This is a genomic window from Herbaspirillum sp. SJZ106 (assembly GCF_006715495.1).
Taxonomy (GTDB): Bacteria; Pseudomonadota; Gammaproteobacteria; order Burkholderiales; family Burkholderiaceae_D; genus Herbaspirillum.
This window is the reverse complement of sequence record NZ_VFNI01000002.1, coordinates 141,512-154,514: the sequence shown is the minus strand read 5'-3', so window position 1 is coordinate 154,514 and position 13,003 is coordinate 141,512. Positions and strand designations below refer to the sequence as shown.

Genomic DNA, 13,003 nt, shown 5'->3' with positions numbered 1-13,003 from the left:
TACCTCCCAAATGCTCAAGGAGGCCCGCTCGGCCGCCGACCATGTGGCCGTGCAAGTCACGCGCGAGCGCGAACGCTACGCCGAACTCGGCCAGCGGCTGCGCGCGGCGCCGCCCTCGGGCATCGTCACCGTGGCGCGCGGCAGTTCCGACCATGCCGCCGGCTATTGCGCCTATCTCATCATGGCGCGGCTGGGGCATATCGTGGCCTCGCTGCCGATGTCGCTGGTGACCTTGAACCGTGCGCCGCTGATGACGCAGAACGCGCTGGCCATCGCCATCTCGCAGTCTGGCCAAAGCCCCGATGTGGTCGAACCGATCCGCTATTTCCGCGCCGGCGGCGCCACCACGCTGGCGCTGGTCAACGATGCCGCCTCGCCGCTGGCGGCGGCGGCCGAGTGGAGCATCCCCTTGCATGCCGGCGTGGAAACCAGCGTGGCCGCTACCAAGAGCTTCATTGCCAGCCTGGTGGCCGGCGCGCTGCTGGCGGGCCACTGGCAGGACGATGCGGCGTTTCTGCACGGCATCGACAGCCTGCCCGATGCGCTGCGCCGGGCCGCCGACAGCGACTGGTCGGCCGCCGTCGAGACGCTGGCCGCCAGCGACCGCATCATGGTGGTCGGCCGCGGCATCGGCTTTCCGCTGGCGCTGGAAGCGGCCCTGAAATGCAAGGAAACCTGCGCCATCCAGGCCGAAGCCTTCAGCGGCGCCGAGATCAAGCACGGGCCGATGGCGTTGATCGACGAGGGATATCCGCTGCTCATGTTCGCCACCCGCGGGCCGACCCAGGCCGGCATGGTGCAGTTGGCCGACGAGATGCGCCATCGCGGCGCCAGGGTGCTGCTGGCGGCGCCTGACGACATCCCCCAGCGCGACCTGACGCTGCCGGTGGCGGCCACGCCCGACCTCGATCCGATTGTCGCCATCCAGGCGTTCTATGTGATGGCCGCGCAATTGTCGGCGGCGCGGGGAATGGATGCGGACAAGCCCAGGCACCTGAACAAGGTGACCAAAACCAGCTAGGGCCTGGCGGTGAAACCGGCCTGGGCCGTACTGGCTGTTACCGGGCCTTCACCTCGCCCTGGCTCTTTTTGGCGGCGGCCTTGCCCGCCGTCGGTGCGCCCTGCGACAGGATCGCCGACAGCAAACCCGGGAACCGGGCTTCGATATCGGCGCGGCGCAGCGTATTCATCAGGGTGGTGCCGGTGCTCTCGGTCAGCACCAGGCCCGCTTCGCGCAGGACCTTGAAATGGTGCGAGACGGTGGATTTCGGACGGCCGCCGTCGAGCTCGCCGCAGGTCGCGCATTCCACGCGCGCCAGGTGACGCACGATGTCCAGGCGGATGGAATCGCTCAAGGCGTACAGCACGCGTTCGAGGAGCAGTTCGCTGGCGGCGGGGTGTTTGTAGGGGCGCATCTGCAACATGATACACCTTGGGTTATACTGTTTCCATAGTTCGAATATATTCGAACTACCGAATATGATCCCATCCCAAGAGGCCCCTATGTCCGCTCTGTTCCAACCGTTCAAGCTCAAAGACGTTACCCTGCGCAACCGCATCGCCGTGCCGCCGATGTGCCAATACATGGCCGTCGACGGCCGCGCCAACGACTGGCACCTGTCCCACTACGCCAGCATCGCGCGCGGCGGCGCCGGGCTGGTGATCGTCGAAGCCACCGCCGTCTCGCCCGAAGGTCGCATCACGCCGGCTTGCACCGGCATCTGGTCGGACGACCTGGCCCAGGCCTTCGTGCCGGTGGTACAGGCGATCAAGAAGGCCGGCGCGGTGCCGGGCATCCAGATCGGCCATGCCGGACGCAAGGCCAGCGCCAACCTCCCGTGGGAAGGCGACGACCATATCGCCGAAGGCGACCCCCGCGGCTGGCCGACCATCGCTCCCTCGGCCATCGCCTACGGCAAAGGCCTGCCCAAGGTACCCAAGGCCATGACCATCGACGACATCGCCCGCGTGCGCCAGGACTTCGTCGATGCCGCCATCCGCGCGCGCGACGTCGGTTTCGAATGGCTGGAACTGCACTTCGCCCACGGTTACCTGGCGCAGAGCTTCTTCTCCCCGCACGCCAACCAGCGCGACGACATCTATGGCGGCAGCGTGGAAAACCGCGCGCGCTTCCTGCTGGAAACCCTGCGCGCGGTACGCCAGGTGTGGCCGGAAAACCTGCCGCTGACGGTGCGTTTCGGCGTGCTCGAATATGACGGCCGCAACGAACAGACACTGCTGGAATCGATCGGCCTGGTGCGGGAATTCAAGGCCGCCGGCATGGACATGATCAGCGTCACCATCGGCTTCACTATTCCTGAAACCAATATCCCCTGGGGACCGGCCTTCCTCGGCCCGATCGCCGAACGCGTGCGCCGCGAAGCCGATGTGCCGGTATCCTCGGCCTGGGGCTTCGGCACGCCCGAGATCGCCGAACGCGTGGTCAAGGAGCAGCAGCTGGATGTGGTGATGGTCGGCCGCGCGCACCTGGCCAACCCGCACTGGCCTTATGCCGCCGCCAAGGAACTGGGCGTGGAGCGTCCCTCGTGGACATTGCCGGCGCCCTACGCGCACTGGCTGGAACGTTACTGATCCGCTCCGGGTTGCCGCGCTTGCGCTGTTGCTTCAATAAAACAGCAGCGTAATCAGCGGCACGCTCGACAGCAGCAGGCATCCCAGGAAGGCGGCGAGGAACAGCAGTTTTTTCTTTCGGTTCATGGACGGTTTGGCAAGAAGAAAAGGCGCGATAAAAAATGCGCGAGACCGAAGTGTACCTTCCCCGCCGCATGCAAACCCATCAGGGCCGCACACTCAGGCCAGGCCGTTGCGTCCAAACGCGCGAAAGCCCGGCCGCTGCGTCAGCAATTCATAGTAGGCCGCCACCGCCGGCAAGTCCGGATGCGCCAGCGGCGTGCCGAACCAGCGGTTGACCGACAGGCCGACCGGGATGTCTGCCAGCGAAAAGGCGGCGCCGGCGACATAGGCGCCGGTCCGTTGCAATTGCCGCTCCAGCACGCGCATGAAGCCGCCCCAGTTTTCGATGGCGGCGGCCAGCTGCTGCGTGTCGCCATGCTCCGGCGACTTGCGCACCAGCGCCATGAAGGCGTAGCTCCATGCACGGTTGAGGTCGCTGGCCTGCCAGTCGATCCACTGGTCGATGCGGGCCCGCTCGCGGGGCGCTGCCGGATAGAGCGCGCCGCCGCCGTATTGCCCGGCCAGGTAACGCAGGATGGAATTCGATTCCCACAGCACGAAGCCGTCGTCGTCGATCACCGGCACCATGGCGTTCGGGTTCATGTCGAGGAACGCCGGTTCCCGGGTCGAGCGAAAACCGATGCCCCAATCCTCGCGCTGGCATACGATGTCCAGCTCGGCACAGGCCCACAGCACCTTGCGCACGTTGATGGAATTGTCCCTGCCGTAGATCTTGAGCACATCCGTCTCCCTTTGCGTTGAGCATACGGAGATTAGCAGTTGCCCGGACCAGGCGACATGTACAGTTGAACAACAGCCGCACGCGACACTGTTACGGACGCGCAAGGTGGCCCGGTGGAAATCCGTGCAACTGTACCTATGCCGCAGGCGACGAGGCGCATTACACTCGGTGCTCCATCGCATCCGGTCGCCTCCATGTCTTCATCGAATATTGCCAGGCTGCTCCTGCTCGCCGCCATCTGGGGCACCAGCTTCATGCTCATGCGCATCGCCGCGCCGGTATTGGGCCCCATGCTCACCACGTTCGGCCGTACCTCGCTGGCCACGCTGGCGCTGCTGGCTTTCGCGCGCTCGCGCGGCGTGCCGCTGCAATGGCGGCGCAACTGGCTGCCGTACCTGGTCATCGGCATCGCCAATACGGCATTGCCGTTCAGCCTGTTCGCCTGGTCGGCGCTGTACATCCCGTCTTCCTACATGGCCACCATGAATTCGCTGGCGCCGGTATTCACCGCGCTGTTCGGCTTCCTGTTGCTGGGCGAACGGCTGACCGCGATACGTATGGCGTCTTTCGTGCTGGGCCTGTTCGGGGTTGGGGTGCTGGTGCATCGGTCCGATGCGGGTGGACGCGATGGTGATCCTGGCCGTGCTCGCCGGCATGGGCGCGGCGCTCAGTTATGGCTTCGCCGCCACCTTCACGCGCATGCGCGGCGGCGGCATCTCGCCCATCGCGATCGCCGCCGGCAGCCAGTTCGCCGCCTCGCTATGCCTGTTGCCCCTGGCCCTGCCCGGCCTGCCGCATGCGCTGCAGGCCGGCACGCTGGCATCGCTGCTGGCGGTGCTGGTGCTGGGCGTGGTCTGTACCGGCCTGGCCTACGCCCTGTTCTTCCAGTTGATCTCGACCGAAGGCGCCACCCGCGCGATCACGGTCACCTTCCTGATCCCGGTGTTCGCCTCGCTGTGGGCCTGGCTGCTGCTGGACGAGCCGGTCACCGTCGGCACCGTGGCCGGCATCGCCATCGTGCTGCTGGCCACGGCCACCGCGCTGCGCGCCAAGCCGGCGCCGCCGCGCGTGCCGGGCAAGACATCGGCCTGAGGCCAATCCGCGCCGCCCGAAGAAAAACGCCGCAGGCCCGAAGGCCATGCGGCGTTTTTTCATACAGCAGCGGCGCTTACCAGCCGTACTTGGCGCACGCCTTGCGGTAAGCCAGGCCGGCCAGCGCCACGTCTTCCAGGCCGATGCCGATGGCCTTGTAGATCACGATGTCATCGGCGCGGCGCTGGTAAGGCATGCTGCCGTCCACCGCCTGCGCCAGTTCCATCACATTGTTCCAGTCGAAGGTGCCGGGCGCGCATTGCAGCAGGTCGCCGGCTTCCTGTTGCGCCTGCGGCTTCCATTCGACGAACAGCGCGGCGGCGCGCGCGATGGCGGTGTCGTCCAGCTCGCGCACATTGGCCTTGGAAGCGCCGACTGCCGCCACGAAGACGCCCGGGCGCAGCAGCTTGCCGTCGAACAGCGGCGTGGCCGAACGGGTCACAGTCACCAGCACGTCGGCGGCAGCGGCCGCTTCATCGACCTCGACCACGCGCGCCGGCACGCCCAGCGTGCGGGTGATCTCCTCGGCCAGTTCCTGCTGGCCGCTGATACCGGCCACCAGCACTTCCTTGAACTTGCGCACCTGCAGCAAGGCCGGCACGTGCGAACGCGCCTGCACGCCGGTGCCGATCACCGACAGCACCTGCGCATCGGGACGCGCCAGCGCGTCGCAAGCCACCGCGGTGGCGGCGGCGGTGCGCAGGCCGGTCATGGTGTCGGCCTCGATGGTGGCCAGCGGCGCGCCGGTCTCGCTGGAGAACAGCACGATCACGAACTTGAACTGCCCCTTGATGGTGGTATAGACCTTGGCGCCCGCGATGCCCGCGCCGGGAATCACCGCGCCCATCATCGACAGCATCACGCCGTTGGAAGCGCTGGTGCGCACGCGCCCCTGGTGGGCGCCTTCACCGGCTGCCGCGAACGCTTCGCGCATGGCGCCAATGGCGTCTTCGGTGGTGAGCAGCTCGCTGATCTGCTGGTTGCTGAGCAATTTCATGGGGACTCCTTCAATCGGGTAAAAATGTTGAAACGGTTCGAATACAGGCCGGGCATGCGGGCATCATCCGCCCGCATGCTCGGCCTTCAGGTAATTCCAGATGCGGTCGATTTCCGGATTGGCGCCGTCCAGGCGGCGATAGACGCGGATATCCATTTCATCGCACCACAGCCCCTGCTCCAGGGCTTCGCTGTCGTTGGGGGCAATTGCCAGCGCCAGCTTGCCTTCGGCCACTTCGCGCGCGACCGCGCTGGCCGGCAGCCAGGCGATGCCGTGGCCTTCCACCGCCATGTTCTTCAGGCCTTCGGCCAGGTCGGTCTCGAACCGGCGGAACAGGTGCACGCGGCGCGGGCTGGTATGCAGCGCCTTCTCGACGATGCGCGAGAGCGACGAATATGGCGAATAACTGAGGAACGGCAAGGGATCGTTGGGCGTGCCCGGCAGCACGTATTTGGGCTTGCCGTTGGGCAGCGTCTTCACATAGGGGCGCAGCGGCTCCTTGCCCAGCGACAGCACGTCGTAGCGCTCGGTGTCGAGGGCGATGCCCTGCTGGCGGTGGTCGTAGCAGATCAGCAAGTCGCAGTTGCGTTCGACCAAGGCCATCACGGCATCGTGCACGTTGCCGGCCATGACCGTGGTGGCGATGGCGCCGACTTTCTTTTCGATCTCGGACAGCAGCTTGGGAAACACCGTCAGCAGCAGCGTGTGCGGCATGGCAAATCGAACCGCCGTTTGCGCGCCGGCCAGCTGGCCGCGCAAGACCAGCCGCGCCTGCATCGACTGGTTCAGCATTTCCCTGGCGATGGGCACGAAGGATTCGCCGGCCGGGGTCAGCGTGCAAGGGTAGGAAGAACGGTCGAACAGCTCGGCCCCCAGCCAGGTTTCGAGCGAGCGGATGCGGCGGCCGAAAGCCGGCTGCGTGACATTGCGCAGCTTGGCCGAGCGGCTGAAATTCAGCGTCTCCACCACCGAGAGGAAGTCCTCAACCCATTTGATTTCCATTGTTTCCCGTTCCATCTGACGCAGATGACGCGCCGCCCGACGATTGCCCGGCAGCCACTATACAAATGCAGGCCGCCGGTGTCCCATGCCATTTTGGCATAAGGCGCGCCAGATGCGGGATTGGCATCAAAAAGCACGTCCGGGAAGGCGATTTTCCGGACATCCATGGCGCTGCCGCCGCTACCCGCGCACCGGGTCCCAAAAAGCGAAAGCCCGATGCGAAATCATCCGCATCGGGCTGCTCTTGCCAGTTGTTCAAGAAAGCGGCTCAGGCGCAGCAATTGCCGCCGATATGCTCATCGGGCATCCTGCGCGAAGCGTCGCGACGGCGCCGCAGGCGTTGCGAGACCCGGTATACCGCCCGCTGGGTCAGCATCATGCCGAGCGTTCCCATGCTGAACTCGGCGGCGATCAGCAGGCCGACCAGGGCGGCGAACTGCATGTAGATCCGCGGATAGACGGACAAGCCGCGTGAGAACAGTTGGTGCAACATGATGGTTTCCTCTTTTCTTGTTTTACCTGATTCGACCAAGAGACATCTCATCGACAGGAGCGGGATGAGTCTTCAGTGTAGGGGTTCTCCGCGCGGAGAAAAACCTGGAAAACAAGAATGGAGTGTTCTGCAAAGCGGAATAATCGCCGGCAGCTATCGCCGGGATAGAAATAAGGCTATCGGCACAATGGCCGCCGCCGGAGGATGCAGTTGATGGCATGAAAAATGCTCCCGACAAGGCGACGCAAGCCCGGCCTGCGGCCGGGCGCGTTCCGCCGCCATCGTCCATTCCAGGGAGAGCCCATGTCCGTAGTCGAAACCGCGTCGCCGCTGCCCGCCTCCGCGGCGCTGAATGAACACGATGCCACCTTCCGCCGGGTGGTCTGGCGCATCGTCCCCTGCGTCACGCTGATCTGGTTCCTGGCCTGGATCGACCGCGTCAACGTCGGCTTTGCCAAGTTGACCATGATGAACGACCTGCAATGGTCGGATGCGGTCTACGGCGCCGGCGCCGGCATCTTCTTCATCGGCTACTTCCTGTTCGAGGTGCCGAGCAACATGCTGCTGCAAAAGATCGGCGCGCGCAAAACCATCATGCGCATCACCATCGGCTGGGGCGTGATATGCGTGGCGATGGCCTGGGTGCAGACGCCCGGCCAGTTCTACCTGTTGCGCTTCCTGATGGGCGCCTTCGAAGCCGGCCTGCAACCGGGCGTGATCCTCTACCTCACCTACTGGCTGCCGACGCACCGGCGCGGCAAGGCGCTGGGCCTGTTCGTCTCGGCCTCGGCGATCTCGCTGGTGGTGGGCAGCCCGCTGGCGGCCTACATCATGGAAATGAGCCAGGGCGCGTTCGGCATGCAAGGCTGGCAATGGCTGTTCATCGTCGAAGGCATCCCTTCGGTGATCATCGGCATCGTCGCCTTCTTCATCCTGACCGACCTGCCGTCCAAGGCCAAGTGGCTGTCCGCGCGCGAAAAGGAGCATATCGCCGCCGAGCTGGCCGACGAAGACCGCAAGCTGGGCCCGCGCGAGCACAGCTTTTTCGCCTCGCTCAGGGACGGCAAGATCTGGGTGCTGATCGCCGTGTTCTTCTGCATCATCGCCGGCAACGCGACGCTGGTGTATTACGGGCCCAGCCTGGTCAAGGAGGTCGGCTTCACCGACATCAAGACGCTGGGCTGGATCATGGGCGGCATCTATGCCTGCGGCTGGGGCGGAATGGTGCTCAACGGCTGGCTGTCCGACCGCCGCCAGGAAGCGCGCCTGCACACGGCGGCGGCCGCCGCCATCGGCGCGGCCGGTTTGCTGCTGGCGGCCTATTTCGTCGGCGAGAAGAATGCGGCCGGCCTGATCCTTTCACTGGCGCTGTCATCGGCCGGCACCATGGGCGCGATACCGATCTTCTGGCAATTGCCGGGGCAATACCTGTCGGGCAGCGCCATCGCCATCGGGCTGGCGGTGATCAATTCGGTGGCCAACCTCTCCGGCTACTTCTCGCCGCAACTGCTGGGCTACCTGAAGACCACCACCGGCCGCTACACCCAGGGCCTGGCCGGCATCGCGCTGGTCGAGTTGCTGGCGACGCTGCTGATCGTCGTCTTTATTGGTTCGCGCCGCGCCGACAGCGCCTGACACTGCCTGAAGAGCTCGGCCATACCGTCGCACATTTCCATCCCGGAAACGTCCCTCCTTGCGCGGCTTGGGGAACCGCGCGCGAATGCCGCCGGTCTGGTCTGGACAAGGTCAGCAAAACAGGAGGCAAGCATGACTGCGGCCAGCGACATCCCCTCCCGCCTCGACCGCCTGCCATGGTCGCGCTGGCATTGGCGCGTGGTGATCGCGTTGGGCGTGGCGTGGATACTGGATGGGCTTGAAGTCACGCTGGTCGGTTCCCTCGGCAGCGTGCTGGAGCGTCCCGACACGCTGGCGCTGGACGCCATCCAGGTCGGCTGGGCCGGTTCGCTCTACATCGGCGGCGCGGTGGCGGGCGCGCTGCTGTTCGGGCGCCTGACCGACAAGCTGGGCCGCAAGCGGCTCTTCATGATCACGCTGGCGGTCTACATGCTGGCCACGCTGGCGACGGCCTTCTCGTCCGGCTTCCTGTTCCTGGCGCTATGCCGCTTCGCCACCGGCCTGGGTATCGGCGGCGAGTACGCGGCGATCAATTCGGCCATTGACGAGCTGGTTCCGGCGCGCGTGCGCGGACGCGTGAACCTCATCATCAACGCCAGCTTCTGGATCGGCGCGGCGCTGGGCGCTGGCCTGTCGCTGGTCATCCTCGACGCGCGCATGCTGGGGCCGGTCAATGGCTGGCGCGCATGCTTCCTGCTGGGCGCGGTGCTGGCCGCCGCCATCATCCTGGTGCGCCGCCATGTGCCGGAAAGCCCGCGCTGGCTGCTGATGCATGGCCGGCGCGAACAGGCCGAACGCATCGTGGCAGGGATCGAAGCCGAGGTCGCCGCCGAGCATGGCGCGCTGCCCGTTCCCGAGCTTCCCCGGCATGGACGCCGGGCCGGCAGCGGCATGCTCAACCTGGGCGAGATCGCGCATGTGCTGCTGCGCCATTACCGCGCGCAGCCTGATGGTGGCGCTGATGATGGTGGCCCAGGCCTTCATCTACAACGCCATCTTCTTCACCTATTCATTGGTGCTCACGCGCTTCTACCAGGTGCCGGACAACCGCGTGGCGCTCTACATCTTCCCGTTCGCGCTGGGCAACGTGCTAGGGCCGCTCCTGCTGGGCCACCTGTTCGACAGCCTGGGCCGGCGCCGCATGATCGCCGCCACTTACCTGCTGTCGGGCATCGGCCTGGCCGCCACCGCCTGGGCCTTCGATGCCGGGCTGCTCGATGCGCTGACATTGGCGCTGTGCTGGAGCGCGGTGTTCTTCGTGGCCTCGGCGGCCGCCAGTGCGGCCTACCTCACCGCCAGCGAAGTGTTCCCATTGCAGATGCGGGCGATGGCGATCTCCATTTTCTACGCGATCGGCACCGGCACCGGCGGCTTCATCGCGCCGGCGCTGTTCGGCTGGCTGATCGCCGGCGGCGACCGGCATGCGGTGGCGGGGGGATACGCGCTGGGTGCGGCGCTGGCGATCGCGGCGGGATTATGCGCGCTGAAGTTTGCGGTGGATGCGGAGCGGAAAGGACTGGAGGAAGTGGCGGAGTTGTAGCGCCTGTGTTCAGGACACGCCGTCCCATACATCGGCCGTCAATGAGCGCGCGGGAATCTCCGCCACTTTCTCCCGTATGCCCATTCCCAGCGGCGCCAGCAAGGCCTGCAACTCCTCCTCGCCGAACTTGACCGCCTGCGCATCGTCGCGTCCCAGCACGCCTTCGGCCAGCGCCGACTTGCGCGCCTGCAGTTCCAGCAGCCGTTCCTCGATGCTGCCTTCGACCACCAGCTTGTAGACGAACACTTGCTGCGTCTGCCCCAGGCGGTGCGCGCGGGCGATGGCCTGCTCTTCCACCGCCGGGTTCCACCAGGGGTCGACCAGCACCACCGTGTCGGCCGCGGTCAGGTTCAGGCCGACGCCGCCGGCCTTGAGGCTGATCAGGAACAGCGGCGCCTGGCGCGCCTGGAATTGCGCGATCACGGCGCCGCGCGCGGCAGGTTCGGTGTCGCCGGTCAGCGAGAGCCAGGGCAGGCCGAGTTCGCGCAGCTCGGCTTCGATCAGCGCCAGCATCGCCGTGAATTGCGAGAACACCAGGATGCGCCGCCCTTCCGCCACCAGCGCCGGCAACATGTCGCGCAGCAGTTCTATCTTGGCGCGCTCGATGCCCCTGGGCATGCGACCGTCCTTGAGCAGGTACGGATCGCAGCAGACCTGGCGCAACTTCAGCAGCGCATCCATCACCGTGACCTGCGAACCGGTCAGGCCGCGCCGCTGCAATGCCCGCCTGACCTGCTTGTCGGCGGCGATGCGCACGCTTTCATACAGCTCGCGCTGGCGCCCTTGCAGTTGCAGGCGTTCGATGATTTCGGTGCGCGGCGGCAGTTCCTGCAGCACATCCTCCTTGCGCCGGCGCAGGATGAAGGGGCGCACGCGCTGCGCCAGCAGGCGCGCGCGCACGGTCTGGCCCTGCTCTTCGATGGGCTTGCGCCACAGGCGCGAGAAGCTGCGCGCGTCGCCGAGGAAGCCCGGCATCAGGAAATGGAATTGCGTCCACAACTCGCCCAGATGGTTTTCCAGCGGCGTGCCGGTCATGCAGATGCGGTGGCGCGCGTACAGCTTGCGCGCGGCGGTGGCGCTGCGCGAGGCGGCGTTCTTCACCGTTTGCGCTTCATCCAGCACCAGCAGGTGGAAACGCAATCGGGCCAGTTCGCCCAAGTCGCGCCATAACAAGGGATAGGTGGTCAGCACCAGGTCGGCCGCGCCGTTGCCGATGGCCTCGATATGCCGCGCGCGCCCTTCGCCATGCAGCGCCAGTACGCGCAAGGCCGGCGCGATGCGCTGCGCCTCTTGCTGCCAGTTGAACAGCAGCGAGGTCGGCACCACCACCAGCGCCGGCAGGTCGAGCCGGCCTGCCTGCTGTTCGATGAGCATGTGCGCCAGCACCTGCGCGGTCTTGCCCAGCCCCATGTCGTCGGCCAGGATGCCGGCCAGCCCTTGCTCGCGCAAATATTGCAGCCAGGCCACGCCTTGCAGCTGGTAGCCGCGCAGCGCGATGCCCAATCCCTGCGGCGCGTCAATGCTGCCAAGTCTTGGAACCGCGCCGGCCTCGCGCAAACGCCGCGCCAGTTGCAGCACGCCGGCTTCGCCGCTCATGTGCCAGGGCGTGCCGCCGTCCAGATCCAGCAGCGCGGCATGGATGGCATCCAGCCGGTGCGCGTCCCACGGCGTCAGTTTCAGCGGTCCGTCTTTGCGCTTGAGGTCGCCCAGCAAGTCGAGCAGCGCCAGCACCACGGCTTTCAGCGGCCCGGCCATGGCGTCGATGCGGCGCCCGCCCGGGGCGCGCAGCGAGATCACCGCGTGGTCGTCCATCTTCTCGACCTGCTGCGCATCGGCCCAGCGCGGGTCGCGCCGCAACAGGTCGGCCACCATCGGGCCGACGTCCATGGTCTCGCCGTCGACCTCGATGCCGATCGACAGCAGCCAGCGCCCGGACGGATCGAGGCCGTCGAACACCTCGCTCGAAAACGCACGCGGCTGCAGGGGCGCGGCCACTTCCTTGCCCAGCACTTCGCCGGTCTCGCTGCTGACGATGAAACGCCAGGCGGTGACCGGCACGCTCTCATGCGCGAAGCCGGGCCTGACCACCAGTTGCCAGCCGAGCTGCTGCAGGCGCGGCGCCTGGTCGGCCCAGAAGTCGCCGAATGCGGCTTCCTGCACCAGCGTCCACAACGGGCCGGCATCGTGCAGGGGATTGTGCGCGCGCCATTGCAAGGCGTCTTCGCGCAGCGGCAGGAAACCTAGTTCGCGGATCAGTTCGAGGGCGGCCGTTTCGGCCGCCACGTCGCGCACCACATGCGCCGGCGTGTAGCCGGCGCCGCCTTCGTCTTCGAAGCGCACCGGGGCCGGCATGCTCCAGCGGCCGGCGCCTTCGCCGTACACCCAGTCGATCTGCGCCACCGTCACCATGCCGCCGCGCGGGCCGAACAGGCCGTGCGCGCGCATGCCAAGCACGCCGTCGCCGCGTGTGAGCGTTTGCAGCGTCAGGCGCGGTTGGAAACGGACTGGAGAAGGGGAAGTGGCGGAGTGGGGGCGCATGCGGCCTCGTCAGCAAAACGAGCGCCCATTTTAACGGCTGACGACGTTTACTTCCCGGCGGCTGCCGGCGGCGTGATGCAGAAGTCGAACATGGCGAAAGGCGTCCGGCCCTCGCCGGTAGCCCATACCCAGACCGCCCAGCACAACAGGCCGCACACCAGCAGCAGGGCCAGCACGATGTGCCATCCTGAAGCCTTGCGCACGAATGCTTCCACGCGGTCGAACAATGCGGTCATGGGAAAAAGAAGGGATGCGATGAAGAAGCGTCAT

General features: G+C 66.5%; 11 protein-coding genes and 2 pseudogenes. 6 read left to right on the top strand and 7 right to left on the bottom strand.

All coding sequences use genetic code 11. The annotated features are described in order from the left end of the window. The first annotated feature begins 10 nt into the window (after nt 1–10). The gene (locus tag FB598_RS05895; RefSeq protein WP_141914232.1) at nt 11–1,021 is read left to right on the top strand and encodes an SIS domain-containing protein; all 1,011 of its coding nucleotides are present in this window, start codon (nt 11–13) and stop codon (nt 1,019–1,021) included. Between the two features lie 37 nt (nt 1,022–1,058). On the opposite strand, the gene FB598_RS05890 is transcribed toward FB598_RS05895, so the two are convergent. Further along, a complete protein-coding gene (locus FB598_RS05890) occupies nt 1,059–1,415 on the bottom strand; it encodes a helix-turn-helix transcriptional regulator (RefSeq protein WP_141914233.1) in 357 nt (118 codons plus the stop codon). Between the two features lie 88 nt (nt 1,416–1,503). On the opposite strand from FB598_RS05890, the gene FB598_RS05885 reads away from it, so the two are divergent. Next, a complete protein-coding gene (locus FB598_RS05885) occupies nt 1,504–2,592 on the top strand; it encodes an NADH:flavin oxidoreductase/NADH oxidase (RefSeq protein WP_141914045.1) in 1,089 nt (362 codons plus the stop codon). Nucleotides 2,593–2,811: 219 nt separating this feature from the next. On the opposite strand, the gene FB598_RS05880 is transcribed toward FB598_RS05885, so the two are convergent. Next, nucleotides 2,812–3,435 carry a glutathione S-transferase family protein gene (locus FB598_RS05880; protein ID WP_141914046.1) on the bottom strand — a complete coding sequence of 208 codons (624 nt, stop codon included), beginning with the start codon at nt 3,433–3,435 and terminating at the stop codon, nt 2,812–2,814. A 138-nt stretch (nt 3,436–3,573) separates the two neighbouring features. On the opposite strand from FB598_RS05880, the pseudogene FB598_RS20880 reads away from it, so the two are divergent. Continuing rightward, a pseudogene (locus FB598_RS20880) lies at nt 3,574–3,975 on the top strand (EamA family transporter); the annotation flags it as partial. A gap of 73 nt (nt 3,976–4,048) precedes the next feature. Then, complete coding sequence (locus FB598_RS20875) at nt 4,049–4,528, top strand: DMT family transporter (RefSeq protein ID WP_255463844.1); 480 nt, start codon at nt 4,049–4,051, stop codon at nt 4,526–4,528. Between the two features lie 76 nt (nt 4,529–4,604). On the opposite strand, the gene FB598_RS05870 is transcribed toward FB598_RS20875, so the two are convergent. From FB598_RS05870 to FB598_RS05860, 3 genes are all read right to left on the bottom strand, one after another. After that, the gene (locus tag FB598_RS05870) at nt 4,605–5,525 is read right to left on the bottom strand and encodes an ornithine cyclodeaminase family protein (protein ID WP_141914047.1); all 921 of its coding nucleotides are present in this window, start codon (nt 5,523–5,525) and stop codon (nt 4,605–4,607) included. Between the two features lie 63 nt (nt 5,526–5,588). Then, on the bottom strand, nt 5,589–6,527 hold the full coding sequence (locus FB598_RS05865) for a LysR family transcriptional regulator (protein WP_141914048.1): 939 nt from the start codon (nt 6,525–6,527) through the stop codon (nt 5,589–5,591). 268 nt (nt 6,528–6,795) lie between these two features. Then, on the bottom strand, nt 6,796–7,020 hold the full coding sequence (locus FB598_RS05860; protein ID WP_141914049.1) for a hypothetical protein: 225 nt from the start codon (nt 7,018–7,020) through the stop codon (nt 6,796–6,798). A 303-nt stretch (nt 7,021–7,323) separates the two neighbouring features. Between FB598_RS05860 and FB598_RS05855 the strand changes: the two genes are divergently transcribed. Further along, the gene (locus tag FB598_RS05855; protein ID WP_141914050.1) at nt 7,324–8,655 is read left to right on the top strand and encodes an MFS transporter; all 1,332 of its coding nucleotides are present in this window, start codon (nt 7,324–7,326) and stop codon (nt 8,653–8,655) included. Between the two features lie 132 nt (nt 8,656–8,787). Next, nucleotides 8,788–10,195, top strand: a pseudogene (locus FB598_RS05850) (MFS transporter). A gap of 9 nt (nt 10,196–10,204) precedes the next feature. Here the strand turns inward: FB598_RS05850 and FB598_RS05845 are convergent. Continuing rightward, the gene (locus tag FB598_RS05845) at nt 10,205–12,733 is read right to left on the bottom strand and encodes a DEAD/DEAH box helicase (RefSeq protein ID WP_141914051.1); all 2,529 of its coding nucleotides are present in this window, start codon (nt 12,731–12,733) and stop codon (nt 10,205–10,207) included. Between the two features lie 47 nt (nt 12,734–12,780). Next, nucleotides 12,781–12,969, bottom strand: a complete 189-nt coding sequence (locus FB598_RS05840; RefSeq protein WP_141914052.1) for a metallothio multi-domain protein — start codon at nt 12,967–12,969, stop codon at nt 12,781–12,783. Nucleotides 12,970–13,003: the final 34 nt, after the last annotated feature.

Bases quoted from the DNA above. Each gene is read 5' to 3' on its own strand.
- FB598_RS05885 (WP_141914045.1), top strand. From the start codon at position 1,504: ATGTCCGCTCTGTTCCAACCGTTCAAGCTCAAAGACGTTACCCTGCGC.
- FB598_RS05865 (WP_141914048.1), bottom strand. From the start codon at position 6,527: ATGGAAATCAAATGGGTTGAGGACTTCCTCTCGGTGGTGGAGACGCTG.
- FB598_RS05895 (WP_141914232.1), top strand. From the start codon at position 11: ATGCTCAAGGAGGCCCGCTCGGCCGCCGACCATGTGGCCGTGCAAGTC.
- FB598_RS05870 (WP_141914047.1), bottom strand. From the start codon at position 5,525: ATGAAATTGCTCAGCAACCAGCAGATCAGCGAGCTGCTCACCACCGAA.
- FB598_RS05855 (WP_141914050.1), top strand. From the start codon at position 7,324: ATGTCCGTAGTCGAAACCGCGTCGCCGCTGCCCGCCTCCGCGGCGCTG.
- FB598_RS20875 (WP_255463844.1), top strand. From the start codon at position 4,049: ATGCGGGTGGACGCGATGGTGATCCTGGCCGTGCTCGCCGGCATGGGC.
- FB598_RS05840 (WP_141914052.1), bottom strand. From the start codon at position 12,969: ATGACCGCATTGTTCGACCGCGTGGAAGCATTCGTGCGCAAGGCTTCA.
- FB598_RS05860 (WP_141914049.1), bottom strand. From the start codon at position 7,020: ATGTTGCACCAACTGTTCTCACGCGGCTTGTCCGTCTATCCGCGGATC.
- FB598_RS05890 (WP_141914233.1), bottom strand. From the start codon at position 1,415: ATGCGCCCCTACAAACACCCCGCCGCCAGCGAACTGCTCCTCGAACGC.
- FB598_RS05845 (WP_141914051.1), bottom strand. From the start codon at position 12,733: ATGCGCCCCCACTCCGCCACTTCCCCTTCTCCAGTCCGTTTCCAACCG.